Here is a 16,443-nt window from a genome sequence, read left to right as displayed (position 1 = left end):
ATGCAGTAGGCGCTCCATCACCTAACCTCAATGTTTGTGTGATCAACCGGAATCGCCCAGTCCCATGCGTAATGCATTGAAGTCATTGATGTTCATCACCCTGACGCTGCTCTGTCCGGGTGTCTCGATGGTGTCGGCCGCCGACCTGCCCGGCACGCCCGATGTCGGCGCCCCGCTCCCCGGCGTCACGCAGAGCGATCTGCAAGCCTTGCAACTGCGCCTCGACGGCCTCAAGCAGCAGATCTCGTCCGCCAACAATTACAACCAGCTCGAAGGCCCGCAGGACCGGGTGCAGACGTTCATTCTGGACATCGATCGGCTGTCGGCATCGCTGTTACCGCAGCAGGCGCAACTGACCGTGCAACTGGGCGTACTCGGGGCTGCGCCGGCCGAAGCGGTCGCCGCCGAGCAAGCCGATATCGCCGCGCAACGGGCGACGTTGATCGAGCAGAAAACCAAAGTCGATACGGCGTTGAAGAACCTCGCCACCCTCAAGCAAAACGCCACGGAGCTGATCACCCAGATCGCCGGTATCCGCCGCACGTTGCTCGAAAGCGAACTGACGCTCAGCACCCACAGCATTCTGAATCCCGGCTTCTGGGCTCCCCTTGTCAATCCGTCGGCGGATGACCGCCAGCGTCTGCGCTCTTTCGTCGATCAGGTGCAACAGACCGGCGCCGAAGCCTGGCAACCGGGTCAGCGACTTTACACCGCCCTGCTGGTGGTGCTGGCCTTCGTCGTCTGGACGCTGGGCCGGCGGCTGGCCGACCGCTGGCTGGCGTGGGTGTGCATTCACCGCATGCCGGAGGGTCGACTGCGCCGCAGTTCGCTGGCGTTCGCCTCGGCGCTGGCGACTCTCGCGACCACCGCCATCGCCCTGCAACTGCTCTATTACGCCTGCACCCGTCACGTGCCGTTGCCGCCGATGCTGGCGACATTTTCCGATGAGTTCGGGAAAGTGGTTTATGCCTGCGTGCTGATCACAGGGCTGAGCCGCGCGTTGCTCTCGACCGAGCACCCGTCCTGGCGACTGCCGGCGGTGGCTGACCCGGTGGCGCTCGCGCTGCATCCCTACGCACGGATCCTCGCCGCGACGCTGCTGGTGCTGGTGACGGCGGTGCAAGTCAGCAATGCCGCCGGCATGAGCAGTCAGATTGTGCTCGCAGGCAGAGGCATCATTGCGCTGGCGGTGCTGGGCATCGTCACCACGCTGCTGATGCGCGTCGGCAGGGTGCGCAAAACACTGGCCGCAGCCGGAGACTGCCAAGTGGCGGGCAATACCTTCGCCGGGGTGGTTTACACCGTTGCCACCCTGGCGATGGTGCTGTCGCTCGGCGCCCTGCTCACGGGTTACGTGTCGCTGGCGCGGTTCATCACCTATGAACTGGTGTGGGCGTTTATCGTGTTTTCCGGGTTTTACCTGCTGATGCAATTGCTCAGCGACAGCTGCGAATACTTCTTCTCCCCCCGCCATTCCAGCGGCAAGGCGCTGAAACAGCTGCTGGGGGTCGGTGACCGACGCCTTGAGCAGGCCTCAACGCTGCTGGCCGGTTTCGGTCGGGCCGCGCTGTTGCTGCTGGCGGTCATCACCCTGTTCGTCGGCGGGATCGGCACCACACTCGGCCAACTGGCGACCAACATCGGCACGATCCTCGGCGGCGCCGGCCTGCGCAAGCTGAACATCGTCCCCGGCCATTTGCTCAACGCAATGCTGGCGCTGCTGATCGGCATCTACCTGATCCGCGCACTGCGCCGCTGGCTCGACAACGAGTTCCTGCCCAAGACCGACATGGACCCGGGCATGTGCGCCTCGCTCAGCACGCTGTTTTCCAACATCGGTTATGCGGTGGTGATCCTGCTGACCCTGTCATCGCTGGGCGTGCAATGGACCAACCTGGCGTGGATCGTCAGCGCCCTGTCGGTGGGCATCGGCTTCGGCTTGCAGGAGATTGTGAAGAACTTCGTCTCCGGACTGATCCTGCTCACCGAACGCCCGGTCAAGGTCGGCGACCTGATCAGCATCAGCGGCGTCGAGGGCGACATCCGCCGGATCAACGTGCGCGCCACCGAAATCCAGCTCAGCGACCGCTCGATCGTGATCGTGCCCAACTCGCAACTGATCTCGCAGAACCTGCGCAACGTCACCCTCGGCGGCAGCGCCCAGGGCGTCGCGACGCTGGAGCTGATGTTCCCGCTGGACATCGACCCCGAACAGGTGCAGAACCTGCTGTTCGACACCTACAAGGAACACGAAACCATCCTCGAAAAACCGGCACCGTTCGTGCGCTTCAGCAAGCTGACGCCGGACGGGATTACGTTGACGGTGACCGGGTATGTGGCGAGCCCGAGGATTGTCGGGACGACCAAGAGTGATTTGCTGTTCGAGATTCTCAAGCGGCTGGGGGCGGCGGGAATCGAGCTGGCGAAGCCGCCGAGTACCTGAGGTAAAACCTGCTGCGCGCCTGCCTGATCAGGCCTCAGGGGTTTCAATCGACTCTGGAGCCGCTTGCGCCTCGAGCTTCAGGCGATCCGCCTTGCTGATGTACTTCGGCTTGTTGCTCTTGGGTGCCAGTTTGGCGTTGGCCTTTCTGGATTTTTCCTTGAAGAGCTGTTGCAGTTTTTTCTGACGGTTCATGGTGTTTTTTGGCCTGCTTGAAAGTTGTTGGATGATATCAGCGTTGGGCCTGCTTCACCCCAGCACGTCAGTAATCCACCGCACCTGCTGCGTCAGCTCCTGCACCTTGTGTTCACAAACGGCATGCCGAGCCCGTCCGAAGTGAGCCAGCGTCTGCTGCTTGTGCCGCAGCCGGTGCTGCCACTTACTGACAAACGCCGGACTGCGCGCCTGTAACTGAAGCGGGCCGAAGTACAGTTCCTCGCAGGTATAGGAAACCGGCCCGCCTCGCTCGGCCACGATGATTTCGTAGTCGAAGCGGTTCTCCCGAAGGATTTCCTCACAGAGGATTCGGTAGTCGTTGTCCATCAGCCATTGCCGCAGCGGTTGCTCGCCGCCGTTGGGTTGCAGGATCAGGCGTTCGCGGCCGCTCAGGCGCGTCTTGCCGGCTTCGAGGATGTCGCGGATGGTTTCACCGCCCATGCCGCATACGGTAATTGCCGTGATCCCGTCCGCCGGGTCGACGGCCATCAAGCCATTAGCCAGGCGCACGGCGATCTGCTGCTCAAGATCGTTTTCGCGCACAGTGCGCTGCGCCGAACGGAACGGTGTCTCGGCCATTTCGCCTGCCACCGCCGTCGCGATCGCGCCACGGCGCATCAGCGCCACCGGCAAGTAGCCGTGATCCGAGCCGATATCGGCCAGCCGCGCACCGGCGGGCACGTGCGCCGCCACCCGCTCCAGGCGCATGGACAATGTCTGTTCGTTCAACTGCAACCCCTTTCATTCTGAACGCCCGGCGCTGGTGGCCGGATCGGGGCGCGATTCTGGGGGGCAATGGCGGGGATTTCAAATGCGTGTGGTCGGATTCGTCGCTCGGCCCCGGATCAACGCACTCGACGCGTCAACCACGCGCCCCAGAACAGGCTGCTGAAAAACCGGGTGACCTCGCCGAATCCGGCTTCATGCAAGAGCTTTTGAACCGCCGCCTCGGAATGCGGAGGATCGGCGCCCTGAAGGATTTTCCCCAGTTTGGCCTTCACCTCATCGGCGCTGGCACCGCTCTGCCGCCAGCGCTGCCCCCACGCTTCCAGCAGCAACGGCTGGCTGGCATACGCGTAGTGATTGCCGGCCACGATAAGCGGAGCACCCGGCTTCAAACGCGCCCGAATGGATTGCAGAAGCGCTCGCTTGGCCTCATCGCCTTCCAGATGATGCAGAACGCCGATCACCGTGGCCGCGTCGTATGACTCATCGGCAGGCAAGTCATCGACCGGCCCGAGATGCAGATCCGTTCGCGCCAGCAAGTCATGCGACCGCAACTGCTCGGTCGCCGCCGCCAGCATCGGCTCGGAAGGGTCAACCGCCATGAAGCGCCAGCCTGGCTCCAGGCTTCCCATCGCGATGATTTCCTGGGCGGTCCCGCCTGCGCCAACCGCCAGAATCCGCGCCGAGCCCGCGTTACCGAGGCTGGCTGCCAGCATGCATGCGCCAAGGTCATGGCAAGCGTCATAGCCCGCCAGCGCAATGCGGCTTTGCTTGCCATATTCATTGGCGCGGGAGGTGTCGAATTTTTCAGTAGGGGAAGCGTTCAAGGGCATTTCTCCGTGTCCTTGAATCACCCTACGTCAGGAGGATCGATAATAGAAATTCATTGATTTCATGCGGTGCATTCCCGTCAGGAATGCGGAAGGTATATCCAGCACTCTCTGCTCGGCTCCCACGCCGTGCCCCAGCGAAATGACGTTACGCCTGCGACCGCAAAAATCAGTAAAGTGGCCACCCTGCACCCGGACAACTACAAAAAGGATCATTGCGTGACATCTCCAAAGGACTGGTGGGACCGGCTGAAGAACAAACCCGTGACCGAGCCGACGTGGGCGGAGTATCGGCGCAACGAAGCGCTGGAACTGCTCGCGAATGCCAATGGCAGCGGTACATGGATAGAACTCAGCACCCACTACAACGGCTTCGTCCGGGAAGTCGCGGTGAGAGAACTCAGTCGCGATTGCTCTCCGCAGGCGCTTGTAGCCCTGATAGAGCGGCTCAACGATTGGGTGCCGCAGATTCGCGATCTGGCGTTGTCCGGGCTGAACAACTACCTGAATCCCGCCCAGGCGCCAGCGTTGCTGTATGCGCTGGAGTCGATCATGGCGCTGGCGGGGCGGCAGCGGGTTGACCATGCCCCCACCTACACCGCCGCACGCACTGTTCTTCAATCACCGGATATCCGCGATGAGGTCTTCGCAAACTTTCTCACGCGGCAAGGCAAAGCCGCGCGCTACCTGTTCAGTTTGCTGCTGGAAACGGATTTCGACCCGGAGAGACTCCTGCGTAGCGCCCTGGCTCATAGGGAGCTGACCGTAAGGTTGGCTGCGGTGTCGGTCTGTCAGGATCTGCCGCCAGCGCAGGCTTCGCCTTTGCTGCTTGAGGCACTGGCGCGGCCGGGTGCCAAGGTACGAGTCAGCATACTGCGCGCCCTCCTTCCGCTGTCTGACGATCCAGTTCACCTGCTGCGATTGGCTTTGCTCGATCCCTCGCCCGCGATTCGCAGCCTGGCGCGTTGGGCAGCGCCTCGTCACGGCGTCGATGCATCTGAGGTACTGACGCAGCGGCTCAGCCTGGATTTCCCCACCCGCAAACGCGAATGGCTTGGCGTGCTGGGCCTGGCTTCCGAGCTGGAAATCAGACTCCAGAAGCACTGGCTTATTGAAGCGCTGAGCTCGATCTATCCCTCTGTGCGGCAGGCTGCGGTTCGCCTGCTGGGCGACGAAGATCTGCAGCTGATGCTCGGGGCGTTGAGTGATCCTTCGGAAAAAGTGTACCTCGCCGCCTACGCGCTATCGGACAAGCAGCCTTGGGCCGTACTGAATACCGGGGTCGCCACGAAACTGGATTGCGAATGGCATGACCTGCCCCCGCAACGCAGTTGGGCGATCTTGCGCTTGATGTCCCATTGGCAGCAGATCGCCTATCTGTTGAAACGACTGGAGGCAGAACCCGTGGTTGAGACATTCTGGCTGCGGAAGGTGGATCTCTGGTGCGACCGCCAGTATCAGGTTGTCGACCCGGTCACCTCAAAAGGTGAGCGTAGCGCGTTGATGCAACAGCTCAGAGCCCTGGCCGCCAACGGTCATATCCAGAGTGCCAGGGTCGCGCTCTTTACCGACTGATGTCTGAACCGATCTAGACCAACACCGCCAACCAAGCCGACAGCAACAACAAAAACGCCAGCCCGGCATTCATTCGCCGAAACGCTCGTGGCGAGCCAAAGAACCGCGCACTGCCCACGCCCAACAGCGCCCACGCCGTCATGCATGGCAGGCAGACCATTAGAAAAACCGTCGACAACAGCACCATCCGCGCGCTGTCGTCGCCGTTGCCGCCAAACACACTCACCACCGCCACGGCCATCATCCACACCTTGGGGTTGATCAATTGCAGGCCGGCGGCGCCGAACACGTTGAAGCCGTCATCAGCCGCTGTCGCCGAGTCCAGCGACGGCGGCGTGCTGCGAAAGATCTGCCACGCCAGCCAGCTCAGCCACAACACCCCGGCCCAGGCCATCGCCTGCTGGACACGGGGATAGCGCAGCAAGGTTTCCCCCACGCCGAGTCCGACCACCAACACCACCAGCGCCGCCGACACACACGCACCGAAGATGATCGGCACGGTGGCCGTCAGACCGCGCCGCGAGCTGTGGCTCATCACCAGAATATTGGTCGGCCCCGGGGTGATCGAGGCGACGAAGGAAAACAGCAGAAAAGGCAGCAACGATTCCATGACAGGACTCCCGAATCAAAACAGGAGGCCATGGTCGCGGTTGCGCGGGGTTCAGTCTGGAAGGTTTGAGCAGCGCTTGCGGTAGTCCGCCGGCGTCAGGTGATAGGCACGGCGGAACCAGCGCCCGAGATGGCTTTGATCGGCGAAACCGAGGGCGCTGGCGACGGTGGCGGGTGTTTCGCCGCGCGCCAGCAATTGCCGGGCGCGGGCCAGCCGCAGTTGGATCAGATAGGCATGGGGCGCCAGCCCGAAAGCGGCCTTGAACGCACGGGTCAGACGAAAGCGATCGACCCCGCAGGCCTGGGCCAGGTCGTCCAGCCCGATGTCTTCGAAGGCATGCGCATGCAGATAGTCCCGCGCCACCTGGGCCACCCGTGGCAGGCGCGGATCGAACGGCTGGCGCTTGCGCCAGTCGAGGTGGGACGTCAGCGAACCGAGCAAGGTGTCGATGGCGGTCTGGCGCACGATGCGCAAGTCGCCTTGATGCAAGGCGTTGAAGGCCTGATTGATGGCCGTGGACAGGCGCGAATCCTGGCTCAGGGTATCGGTGAACCCGAGCTGGCTGTTGTCCGGCGCATGCTCGAACAGCACGCGCAGTTCGCGCTCCAGCCAGTGCGGGTCGAGGTAGAGCATGGAATAGGTGAAGCCCTCCTCCGTCGGCGCGTGCCCGTCGTGGATCTCCCCCGGCTCCAGCATGAAAATCTTGCCCGGCGTACTCAGATGGCGCACGCGCCGGCAATGAAACTGCTGCACCCCCTGCTCGGTGACGCCCACCAGAAAGCTGTCATGCCAGTGCGGATCGTAGGCATGGCCCTGGAAATGGGCACGAATCGACTCGATCCCGGTGTCGGCATCCTGGGACAGCTCGATCCAGTTGCGTTTGTCCACGCAAGGCTCCGAAGGCAGTGTTGGTTGTTGAGGACGTCTACGTTACCGCGACTTTGCCGATGGGTTTAGAACATTTGTGCACGTGAGCCAGGCAGACCACCCAGCAAATTTAATGAACCCTGAGTGTCACGGCCCGCCTAAGTCAAAGACCATCAGGAGGTAGCTCATGCAAATTGAAACCACGTGGATCGTACTGGCCGTCGTGCTTTTGCTCATCGAATTGTGGGCGATCAACCGGGTGCGCAAGAGTGAGGGGAAAGCCAGCAACAAAGGCGTCTGGATCGTATTGATCGTGTTTGTGCCGCTGTTCGGGCTGATCGCCTGGGCGCTGGCCGGGCCCAAGCACGTCACGCAGGCCTGAAAACCCAAGGCAAGCAAGAGCCCCGAACATTCGGGGCTTTTTGTTGGCTGCAGGTTTGTATCCCAGTGTGTACGAATGCCGCTCGGATACATGCCTGGGCATCAGATGACGAAAACGGAAACAGCGCAGATACGTGGACAGCCTTTAATGGACTCCAGATTCGAAGGGTTCAGCCACCGCCCGGCCCTCACCGATTACCAAGGAGACTCGCCATGAAGCCTGCACTGCACACCGCCGTCCACACTGGAAAAAACCGTCGTCGCCTGCTGGGCCTGTCGCTTCTCGCCACTGCGCTGCTGCAGTTTGGCGCCTTCGCTCAAGCGCAAACCGCAGCACCCGAGCCGGTCAAGACCGCAGCCGCCAGCGTCAAGGCCGATCTGCCCTTCGGCCCGCTGAAACACGTGAAGGCTGGCCTGCTGGACGTGGCCTACGCCGAAACCGGCCCGGCCAATGGCCCGGTGGTGATTCTGCTGCACGGCTGGCCGTATGACATTCACAGCTACGACGACGTCGCGCCGCTGCTGGCGGCCAAGGGTTATCGGGTGCTGATGCCGTATGCCCGGGGTTATGGCGACACGCATTTCCTGTCCGACAAGACCGTGCGCAACGGTCAACCGGCGGCGCTGGCCAGTGACGTGATCGATTTCATGGACGCCCTGAAGATCAAGCAAGCCGTGCTCGGCGGCTACGACTGGGGCGCGCGTTCGGCGGACATCGTTTCGGCGCTGTGGCCGGAGCGGGTCAAGGCACTGGTGTCGGTCAGCGGTTACCTGATCGGCAATCAGGCCGCCGGCAAGAATCCGCTGCCGCCCAAGGCCGAGCTGCAATGGTGGTATCAGTTCTACTTCGCCACAGACCGTGGTGAGGCGGGTTACACCAAGAACACCCATGATTTCGCCAAGCTGATCTGGCAACTGGCGTCACCGAAATGGGCCTTCGACGACGCCACTTTCGACCGCAGTGCCAAGGCGTTGCAGAACCCGGATCACGTCGCCATCACCGTGTTCAACTACCGCTGGCGCCTGGGCCTGGTGCAGGGTGAAAGCCAGTACGAGGCACTGGAACAGAAACTCGCCACCGCGCCGTCGATCAGCGTGCCGACCATCACCCTCGAAGGCGATGCCAACGGCGCCCCGCACCCGGCGCCCGAGGATTACGCCAAACGCTTCACCGGCAAATACCAGTTCCGCCTGATCAACGGTGGCATCGGTCACAACCTGCCGCAGGAAGACCCGAAAGCCTTCGCTCAGGCGATCATCGACGCCGATCACCTCTGAAGCGGCACGCCAAACGGCTCGTCATTTGACGAGCCGTTTTTCTTTGGACGGCCGATAACCGAAATAGGCGCTGTAGCACTTGCTGAAATGACTCGGCGAAACGAATCCGCAGGCCACCAGCACGTCCACCTGCGACAGCTCGGTGTGTTGCAGCAGCCGCCGAGCCTCGGTGATGCGCAGTTCCATGTAATAACGCTGTGGCGTGGTGCCCAGTTGTTCCTTGAACAGCCGTTCCAGCTGACGTCGGGAGCGACCGGCATACACCGCCAGTTGCTCCAGCTCCAACGGTTCTTCGAGGTTGGCGTCCATCAGCTTCACCACCTCACGCAACGGCGCGCTGACGCAGATGTTCTCGGTCGGTTTGATCCGCCGGTAACGCGATTCCTCGAACGCCAGAATGTCTTCGATGCCTTCGACCAGCGCCTTGTCGTGCAGGCCCTTGATCCAGTCCAGCGCCATGTGGAACGCGCCGGAGGGACTGGACGCGGTCAACCGGTCGCGGTCGATCACATAGGGTTCGCTGCTGACCTGAGTCGCCTTGGAAATTTCCGCCAGCGCCGGCCGATGCTCCGGGTGAATCGCACAGCGATAGCCTTCCAGCACCCCTGCCCGGCCCAGGAACCACGCGCCGTTCCACAACCCGGCCAGGATCACGCCGGCCTCGGCGGCCATCTTCAGCAGGTTGATGAGCTCATCGCTCGCCTTCAATTCCGTGCGGTAACCGCCGCAGATCACCAGCAGATCCAGTTCCTGCAACACGCTGGTTTCCAGGCGCGCGTCCGGGCGGATCACCAGCCCCAGGTCGCTGATCACTTCACCGTCGCTCAAGCCAAAGGTGCACGTGGAAAACAGACCGGGGCGCAGCAGATTGGCGGTGACCAGGGTGTCCAGCGCCTGGGTGAAGGCCGGCAGGGAAAAATGCTCCAGCAGCACAAACCCGGTGCGGGTCATGCGTCCCGGCCCGCTGGCGGGCTCGTTCAGGTAGCGAAGGTTCTTGCCCTTCATGCCACCGCTGAATTGGCGTCGTTCGATCAAGGTGGGGTCCATCGTTTCGTTGTTATGGCGCCATGCTAACCGGCGCCGCAGCAAATTACTCGCGAACGACGCAAGCACCCATCCAGAGATCGCTCCCACGCCGTTGACCTTGATCGTTCCCACGCTCTGCGTGGGAATGCCTCCATGGACGCTCTGCGTCCGGCGTTGGGAGGGACGCGGAGCGTCCCGGGCTGCATTCCCACGCAGAGCGTGGGAACGATCAGTCACCCAATCCCCGCCGGCCTGCGTCCCAACGTCGCAGGCCCGGCACCTTGGCAAACGCCACACAAGGCTTAAAATCGCGCCTCCTCTTGCAGTCGCCCGAACGGCGCCTGCCCGCAGCCATGACAACCCTCAGGTTTGAACAGCCGGCCACTTTCACAAAGTGCGCCAGGCTCAATCGCCCTGCCCGTTCGGCGGTCGTTTGTCTTCAACACACTTCGGCTTGGCACTCGCATGCGCAGAGGCGCACGTTCCGCTGTTCGATCACTTGAGGTTTTTATGACACCGCGTTTGCTGGCCATGGCGCTGGCGCCCCTGCTCGGGCTATTCATTGTTGCCCTGGGCAACGGCTTTCTGTCTTCTTTGACCACCCTGCGTCTGGGCGCGGCCGGCGAATCGGCGACGATGATCGGCATCGTGTCCTCGGCCTATTTCATCGGCCTGACCCTGGGCGCGATCTTCAACGACCGGCTGATCCTGCGCATCGGCCACATCCGCGCCTACAGCAGCTTCGCCTCGCTCATCGCCGCGACCATCCTGCTGCAAGGGTTGTTTTATGACACCTGGGGCTGGGTCGTGCTGCGACTGATCAACGGCTGGGCCACGGTCGGTGTGTTTCTGGTGATCGAGAGCTGGCTGCTGCTGGCCGGTGACGCGAAAATTCGCGGCCGCCTGCTCGCGCTGTACATGATCGTCCTCTACGGCGCCGGCGTGCTGGGTCAGGCGTTTTTGGGGAAAATCACCGGGCTGGGCGACACGGCGCCGTTCATGGTCGCCGGCATGCTCGCGACCTTGTCGGTGCTGCCGATCGTGATCCTGCCGCGGGTTTCGCCGCTGCTGGAACAGGTCGAACCGCTCAAGCCACGGGCGCTGCTCGGCGTATCGCCCACCGGGCTGGTCGGCTGCTTCGGCTCCGGCGTGACCATCGCGGCGATCTACACCCTGCTGCCGCTGTACCTGCAACGCATCGGCCTGAACGTCGGCGAAGTCGGCAGCATGATGGCCTGGACGATCCTCGGCGCGATGCTGCTGCAATACCCGGTCGGTCGCTGGTCCGATCGCAAGGATCGCCTGCAAGTGCTGACCGTGCTGTGCGCCGCGTGCACCGTGCTGTCGCTGGTGATCGTGCTGGTGCCGCTGTCCTCGGCCATGCTCGCGGCGATGTTGTTCCTGCTGGGCGGCGGCGTGTTCGCGCTGTACCCGGTCGCCGTCAGTCACGCTGCCGACCGTGCACCGGTTGAAACCCTGGTGCCGATGATTCAGGGCATGTTGCTGATCAATTCGCTGGGCTCGGCGATGAGCCCGCTACTGATCTCGCCGGCGATGAACGCCCATGGCGAAACCGGTCTGTTCTGGGTCTTCGCGCTGGTCAACCTGAGCATGGTGACGTTCTTCTTCTGGCGTCGCGGCAAGCGTCCGGTGCCGGCCAACCCGGCGCCGTTTGCGGCGGCAGCGACCTTCTCGCCGACCGGTGCAGAGCTGCGGGTGACCGAGGATCTGCGCCAAGCAGCGCAGGAGCATCCGCCGATGGTCGATGCGTTGAGCGGCGAAGCGGCGCCAGCAACGGGATCGCGCTACGAAGCCAGTTGAATTTCTGGCAGACATAAAAAAACCGGTGACTTTCGTCACCGGTTTTTTATTGCCTCTGAATCAGTGCGGCGCGCGCGGGATCGTTTTCATCAGATCCTCAGGGCTGATATGCCCCACCACACTGCCCGGCTGCGGCAGATTCAGGATGTGGCCCTTCATCTTGCCGATCACATGCATCTCGCACGGCTTGCAGTCGAACTTCAGGGTCAGCACTTCGTCGCCGTGAATCAGCTGCATCGGCGCGACTTTGGTTTTCACGCCAGTCACGCCTTTGGCCTGTTTCGGGCACAGGTTGAAGGAGAACCGCAGGCAGTGCTTGGTGATCATCACCGGCACTTCGCCCGCCTCTTCGTGAGCCTCGTACGCGGCGTCGATCAGCTTCACGCCGTGACGGTGGTAGAAGTCGCGAGCCTTCTGGTTGTAGACGTTGGCCAGGAACGACAGATGCGCCTCCGGATACACCGGCGGTGGCGTGGTCTCGGCCTTGCGCGAACCGCGCGGGTGGGCGGCAACGCGGGCGGCGGTCAGCGCTTCGATCACTTCACGGCGCAACGACTTGAGCTGCGAGTTCGGGATGAAGAACGCTTGCGGCGCATCCAGTTTGATCGAGGTCGCGTGGTACTCGGTGGTGCCGAGCTGGCCGAGCAGGTCATGCAAGGTGTCCAGCGCCTGTTCCGGTTTGTTGGCGACGCCGAACGGGCCTTCCAGCGCGACGCTGGCGCTGATGCCCTCTTCGCTGGTCACGGTCAGTTCCAGACGCTCTTCACGCAGCTTCGCCAGCCAGCTCACGCCGATCCGACGCTCGGCAGAAGTCTTGAGCAAGGCCTGCTGCCAGTTGTGGTCGAGGTTGCGGTTCAGCGGGTGGTTCGGGCGCAGCTTGTACAGGCCTTCCGGCATTTCGTTCGGCTCGACGCGGTAGCGGTAGCGCTTCTCGCCTTCTTCCTCGAACTCGCCCTTGGCTTCGGCGATATTGGCGCGGAACCCCACCACTTCGCGCTTGACCAGCACGTTGAGGCCGTCGCCGTTCGACAGCGGCTCGTGGGTGATGACCTGCATGTCACGCTTGCCGACTTTCTCGACCGTGCCCACCGCCAGACCGGTGAAGGTCGGCGAATCGAACGCGCCGATGTCGATCTTGCGCTCGCTGACGAAGTAGTCGGTGCTGCCACGGTGGAAGGTCTTTTCCGGGTCCGGCATGAAGAAATGCGCGGTGCGGCCGCTGGAAGCGCGCGCCAGGTCCGGGCGGTCGTTGAGCACGTCGTCGAGGCGCTGGCGGTAATAGGCGGTGATGTTCTTCACATAGCCCATGTCCTTGTAGCGACCTTCGATCTTGAACGAACGCACACCGGCCTCGACCAGCGCGCGGATGTTGGCGCTCTGGTTGTTGTCCTTCATCGACAGCAGGTGTTTTTCGTAGGCGATCACGCCACCCTTTTCGTCTTTGAGGGTGTACGGCAGACGGCAGGCCTGGGAGCAGTCGCCCCGGTTGGCACTGCGCCCGGTCTGCGCGTGGGAAATGTTGCACTGACCGGAAAACGCCACGCACAACGCGCCGTGGATGAAGAACTCGATGGCGGCATCGGTTTCATCGGCGATTGCGCGGATTTCCTTGAGGTTCAGTTCACGGGCCAGTACCAGTTGCGAGAAACCGGCCTGATCGAGGAACTTGGCCCGCTCAAGGGTGCGGATGTCGGTCTGGGTGCTGGCGTGCAGCTCGATGGGTGGAATGTCCAGCTCCATCACGCCCAGGTCCTGGACGATCAGCGCATCGACGCCGGCGTCGTACAACTGATGGATCAGCTTGCGCGCCGGTTCCAGTTCGTTGTCGTGCAGGATGGTGTTGATGGTGGTGAAGATGCGCGCGTGATAGCGACGGGCAAATTCCACCAGTTCGGCGATTTCGCTCACCTCGTTGCACGCGTTGTGGCGCGCACCGAAGCTCGGGCCGCCGATGTACACCGCGTCGGCGCCATGCAGGATGGCCTCGCGGGCGATGGCCACGTCACGGGCGGGGCTGAGCAGTTCCAGGTGATGTTTGGGCAAGGACATATGTTTTTTTAGTCAGGCTGTCACGGTTGAGGCGCGCATTGTAGCCGCGAAACGCGTGGCCGGCACGCCTGTGCTGCCGGGTGGCTGTTTTCAACCCGTCACGATCAGATCGCTCCCACGCGGTCCGTCACTGATCGTTCCCACGCTCTGCGTGGGAATGCAGTCCCGGGACGCTCCGCGTCCCTTCCAGAGCCGAACGCGGAGCGTCCGTTGAGGCATTCCCACGCCCGGCGTCACAGATCGTTCCCACGCTCTGCGTGGGAATGCAGCCCGGGACGCTCCGCATCCCTTCCAGAGCTGGAACGCGGAGCGTCCCTTGAGGCATTCCCACGCGGACGGTTCGACGCCTCGACGTGGGAACGATCATTACGGGGTCAAGCCTTGGCAGCCATCGCAGTCACTTCCACCTTCATCCCCTCAACCGCCAGCGCCGCCACGCCAACCGCCGCGCGCACCGGCCATGGCTTGGCGAAGTAGCGCTTGTACACCTCGTTGAACGCAGCGCGATCAGCCATGTCGGTCAGGTAGATGGTCAGGTGCAGCACGCGATCCATCGAGCTGCCGGCCTTTTCCAGCGCCACTTTCAGCGCCTGCAACGTGCATTCGCTCTGCGCGGTGACGTCGCCCAGTTCCAGGCTGCCGTCGGAACGGGTCGGAATCTGGGTCGACATCAGGATGCCGTTGAATTCGGTCACGTCCGAAGAGATCGAGTCTGCATCCGGGTCCGGGGTGTAGGTGATGTCTTGGTTGGCCATGGGAAAGTCCTTCGCTGGCAGTGAGGACGGCGCCATCGCGCGCCGTTTCGGGCGGCCAGTTTACAGACCCGGTCGCCGGTGGGAAGTCCCGACGCGGTGTGTCAGCCCTGCGCCAGTATCCGCCGCAGTTCCAGCGCATTGCCGAGTGCCGCGCCGCTGGCGGTGTTATCGAAAATGCACCAGGTGTCGATGCCATCGACAGCCGCCACCTGCAAATCGCCGGCGAGCCTTTCCAGATACGCCGAATCATAGGCGCTGTGATAAATCCGTGGCGAACCGTGCAGCCGCCAGTAGCGCACGCCCGGCCAGCCGCACGGAGCCGTGTCGGTGCTGATTCGCGAGGGATCGACCACCGCTTGCGCGATGCGATACGCCATCAACAGCAGTTCGGCGGCGGCCCAGGATTCGTGGCGCGGCTCCAGCACCACGGCCCCGGAATAGCGCTGGCGCAAGCCGATAAAAAACGCCTCGGCAACCGCTTCGTCAAACACCAGCGACGGTGGCAACTGCAGCAGCAGGCAACCCAGGCGATCACCCAGTCCCGAGCACTGCTCGAGAAAGGCGTCGAGCTCATGTTCGCAGTCCCACAGACGCCGCTCATGGCTGATCGACTTCGGCATCTTCACGCAGAAGCGAAATCCGTCCGGCACCGACTCGGCCCAACGGGCGTAGGTTTGGCGTTGGTGCGGACGGTAGAAGGAGCTGTTGATTTCCACGCCATTGAGCAGCGCGGCATAACGTTGCAGATGAGTGCCCTGCTCCGGAAAGGCCGTCCAGTGCTGCCGGGGCAGGCTCCAGCCGGCGCAACCGATGAAGATCGACGGCACATTCAAAACAGCACCTTGCCCGCTTCACGCATGAAGATTTCCACGGTTTTCGGGCCGATCCCTTCGAAGGCTTGCAAACGCTTTTCGAAGTCCTGGCGGTCGGCGCTCGCCTCGACCATGTTCATTACCCGCCCGGCATATTCGTCATTCAGTCTGGCGACCAGGGCCAGCAAGCGCTCGGCGGTGGTTTCGTCGTAGCGCACGTAATGCGCCTGGCCGAGCATCCGCACCAGTTCGCGATGGGTGCAATGGCCGAGTTTGCGCGGCGTATCCCGCTGGTGTCGTTCAACGATCACTCGATAGGCTTCGGCGGCAATTTCGGCCTGGATTCGTTTGCCCATCAGGAAACTGGCGAGCAGCCATTTGAACAGCGCTGATTCGTTCAGCGGATGCAGGTCGATGTGCAAGTCTTCGGCGTTGATGGTTTTGGTCATGCAGTTTTTGAGCGAGGGGCGGCGTGATGAGTGCGGGGCTGGCGACGAATGGTTTTGAGGCTTAACGCGTCAGGTTTCTCCTCGTCGGGCGATGATTGATAAACAGGTTTGAATCACGCCGTTTAAAGACATGTCGGAATGCTTCCGAATGCCTACAAATCCTTGCGCCAGAGCCTACCGCTACGCCAGAATCCGCCGGCTTGTGCGCCTTGGGGTCGGCCGGTAACTTGGATCGGGTCACTGATTTGCAGTGATCGGGTTTAGCAGCCCGTGGTCAACCTAAGGTCGTACGCGCACTATCAATCAGGTTCCATGCCTGCATTTGATGGCGGCTGTACGCAGGGCGCTTCGGCGCGCCGGCTTCCTTAGGTTCCCCGGTCTGCTAACCTGCGTCCAGCTGCCACCCTTCTTTTAGCAGAGAAGCGGTTTCAGCATCATTTCGGAACCTGAAAATGATCAAACCTTCTCCAAATCCCCCGGTTACCGCACCGGCCAGCATCACCAATCCAACATCCCCCTACGAATGCCCTGACTCCAAAAAATTCAACGAAGCCGCCGAACGCGCCCTCAACTACTACCTCGGCCCGCCCGCCCCCTACATCATGGCC

The 16,443-nt window shown here is 62.4% G+C and carries 15 protein-coding genes and 1 pseudogene; 6 read left to right on the top strand and 10 right to left on the bottom strand.

Annotated features, from left to right (window positions below):
• The first annotated feature begins 64 nt into the window (after positions 1-64).
• Positions 65-2,443 (top strand): DUF3772 domain-containing protein, encoded by a 2,379-nt coding sequence (locus tag AC07Y2_RS26500; RefSeq protein ID WP_103387261.1) that lies wholly within the window; start codon positions 65-67, stop codon positions 2,441-2,443.
• Positions 2,444-2,470: 27 nt separating this feature from the next.
• On the opposite strand, the gene AC07Y2_RS26495 is transcribed toward AC07Y2_RS26500, so the two are convergent.
• The 3 genes from AC07Y2_RS26495 to AC07Y2_RS26485 all read right to left on the bottom strand — a co-directional run bounded on the left by AC07Y2_RS26495 (position 2,471) and on the right by AC07Y2_RS26485 (position 4,215).
• Positions 2,471-2,635 (bottom strand): DUF2986 domain-containing protein, encoded by a 165-nt coding sequence (locus AC07Y2_RS26495; RefSeq protein ID WP_064595861.1) that lies wholly within the window; start codon positions 2,633-2,635, stop codon positions 2,471-2,473.
• Positions 2,636-2,689: 54 nt separating this feature from the next.
• Positions 2,690-3,385, bottom strand: a complete 696-nt coding sequence (locus AC07Y2_RS26490; RefSeq protein WP_103387289.1) for a tRNA (adenine(22)-N(1))-methyltransferase — start codon at positions 3,383-3,385, stop codon at positions 2,690-2,692.
• A 116-nt stretch (positions 3,386-3,501) separates the two neighbouring features.
• Positions 3,502-4,215, bottom strand: coding sequence for a class I SAM-dependent methyltransferase (locus AC07Y2_RS26485; protein WP_408980499.1), 714 nt, complete (start codon positions 4,213-4,215; stop codon positions 3,502-3,504).
• Between the two features lie 174 nt (positions 4,216-4,389).
• On the opposite strand from AC07Y2_RS26485, the gene AC07Y2_RS26480 reads away from it, so the two are divergent.
• The gene (locus AC07Y2_RS26480; protein WP_256587085.1) at positions 4,390-5,787 is read left to right on the top strand and encodes a PBS lyase; all 1,398 of its coding nucleotides are present in this window, start codon (positions 4,390-4,392) and stop codon (positions 5,785-5,787) included.
• A gap of 13 nt (positions 5,788-5,800) precedes the next feature.
• Here the strand turns inward: AC07Y2_RS26480 and AC07Y2_RS26475 are convergent, their stop codons facing one another.
• Together AC07Y2_RS26475 and AC07Y2_RS26470 are read right to left on the bottom strand one after the other, a co-directional pair.
• A complete protein-coding gene (locus AC07Y2_RS26475) occupies positions 5,801-6,397 on the bottom strand; it encodes a LysE family translocator (protein ID WP_103387260.1) in 597 nt (198 codons plus the stop codon).
• Positions 6,398-6,448: 51 nt separating this feature from the next.
• Positions 6,449-7,285, bottom strand: a complete 837-nt coding sequence (locus AC07Y2_RS26470) for an AraC family transcriptional regulator (protein WP_103387259.1) — start codon at positions 7,283-7,285, stop codon at positions 6,449-6,451.
• A gap of 166 nt (positions 7,286-7,451) precedes the next feature.
• Here AC07Y2_RS26470 and AC07Y2_RS26465 point away from each other — a divergent pair, with 166 nt between their 5' ends.
• Together AC07Y2_RS26465 and AC07Y2_RS26460 are read left to right on the top strand one after the other, a co-directional pair.
• Positions 7,452-7,646 carry a PLDc N-terminal domain-containing protein gene (locus AC07Y2_RS26465; RefSeq protein WP_041475233.1) on the top strand — a complete coding sequence of 65 codons (195 nt, stop codon included), beginning with the start codon at positions 7,452-7,454 and terminating at the stop codon, positions 7,644-7,646.
• A 212-nt stretch (positions 7,647-7,858) separates the two neighbouring features.
• Positions 7,859-8,923, top strand: a complete 1,065-nt coding sequence (locus AC07Y2_RS26460; RefSeq protein WP_103387258.1) for an alpha/beta fold hydrolase — start codon at positions 7,859-7,861, stop codon at positions 8,921-8,923.
• Between the two features lie 21 nt (positions 8,924-8,944).
• Here the strand turns inward: AC07Y2_RS26460 and AC07Y2_RS26455 are convergent, their stop codons facing one another.
• Complete coding sequence (locus tag AC07Y2_RS26455) at positions 8,945-9,970, bottom strand: GlxA family transcriptional regulator (RefSeq protein WP_103387257.1); 1,026 nt, start codon at positions 9,968-9,970, stop codon at positions 8,945-8,947.
• Between the two features lie 489 nt (positions 9,971-10,459).
• On the opposite strand from AC07Y2_RS26455, the gene AC07Y2_RS26450 reads away from it, so the two are divergent.
• Positions 10,460-11,770 carry an MFS transporter gene (locus tag AC07Y2_RS26450; protein ID WP_103387256.1) on the top strand — a complete coding sequence of 437 codons (1,311 nt, stop codon included), beginning with the start codon at positions 10,460-10,462 and terminating at the stop codon, positions 11,768-11,770.
• Between the two features lie 60 nt (positions 11,771-11,830).
• Here the strand turns inward: AC07Y2_RS26450 and AC07Y2_RS26445 are convergent, their stop codons facing one another.
• The 4 genes from AC07Y2_RS26445 to AC07Y2_RS26430 form a co-directional block, all read right to left on the bottom strand.
• Entirely contained in the window at positions 11,831-13,819 is a 1,989-nt protein-coding gene (locus AC07Y2_RS26445; RefSeq protein WP_007955412.1) for a peptidase U32 family protein, read from the bottom strand.
• Between the two features lie 374 nt (positions 13,820-14,193).
• On the bottom strand, positions 14,194-14,574 hold the full coding sequence (locus AC07Y2_RS26440) for a RidA family protein (RefSeq protein ID WP_039773120.1): 381 nt from the start codon (positions 14,572-14,574) through the stop codon (positions 14,194-14,196).
• A gap of 101 nt (positions 14,575-14,675) precedes the next feature.
• Positions 14,676-15,407 (bottom strand): DUF72 domain-containing protein, encoded by a 732-nt coding sequence (locus tag AC07Y2_RS26435; RefSeq protein WP_103387255.1) that lies wholly within the window; start codon positions 15,405-15,407, stop codon positions 14,676-14,678.
• A complete protein-coding gene (locus AC07Y2_RS26430) occupies positions 15,404-15,835 on the bottom strand; it encodes an HhH-GDP family DNA glycosylase (RefSeq protein ID WP_103387254.1) in 432 nt (143 codons plus the stop codon). Before AC07Y2_RS26430 ends, AC07Y2_RS26435 begins: the two co-directional genes overlap by 4 nt.
• Before the next feature lie 452 nt (positions 15,836-16,287).
• On the opposite strand from AC07Y2_RS26430, the pseudogene AC07Y2_RS26425 reads away from it, so the two are divergent.
• Positions 16,288-16,443: pseudogene (locus AC07Y2_RS26425) on the top strand (DUF6124 family protein); the annotation flags it as partial.

The sequence above is a fragment of the Pseudomonas sp. GW456-12-1-14-TSB6 genome, from assembly GCF_059424205.1.
The sequence above is the reverse complement of the archived record's forward strand: the minus strand, read 5'-3'. Positions and strand labels throughout refer to the sequence as shown.

Bases quoted from the DNA above. Each gene is read 5' to 3' on its own strand.
- AC07Y2_RS26500 (WP_103387261.1), top strand. From the start codon at position 65: ATGCGTAATGCATTGAAGTCATTGATGTTCATCACCCTGACGCTGCTC.
- AC07Y2_RS26495 (WP_064595861.1), bottom strand. From the start codon at position 2,635: ATGAACCGTCAGAAAAAACTGCAACAGCTCTTCAAGGAAAAATCCAGA.
- AC07Y2_RS26485 (WP_408980499.1), bottom strand. From the start codon at position 4,215: ATGCCCTTGAACGCTTCCCCTACTGAAAAATTCGACACCTCCCGCGCC.
- AC07Y2_RS26475 (WP_103387260.1), bottom strand. From the start codon at position 6,397: ATGGAATCGTTGCTGCCTTTTCTGCTGTTTTCCTTCGTCGCCTCGATC.
- AC07Y2_RS26465 (WP_041475233.1), top strand. From the start codon at position 7,452: ATGCAAATTGAAACCACGTGGATCGTACTGGCCGTCGTGCTTTTGCTC.
- AC07Y2_RS26460 (WP_103387258.1), top strand. From the start codon at position 7,859: ATGAAGCCTGCACTGCACACCGCCGTCCACACTGGAAAAAACCGTCGT.
- AC07Y2_RS26455 (WP_103387257.1), bottom strand. From the start codon at position 9,970: ATGGACCCCACCTTGATCGAACGACGCCAATTCAGCGGTGGCATGAAG.
- AC07Y2_RS26450 (WP_103387256.1), top strand. From the start codon at position 10,460: ATGACACCGCGTTTGCTGGCCATGGCGCTGGCGCCCCTGCTCGGGCTA.
- AC07Y2_RS26445 (WP_007955412.1), bottom strand. From the start codon at position 13,819: ATGTCCTTGCCCAAACATCACCTGGAACTGCTCAGCCCCGCCCGTGAC.
- AC07Y2_RS26440 (WP_039773120.1), bottom strand. From the start codon at position 14,574: ATGGCCAACCAAGACATCACCTACACCCCGGACCCGGATGCAGACTCG.
- AC07Y2_RS26430 (WP_103387254.1), bottom strand. From the start codon at position 15,835: ATGACCAAAACCATCAACGCCGAAGACTTGCACATCGACCTGCATCCG.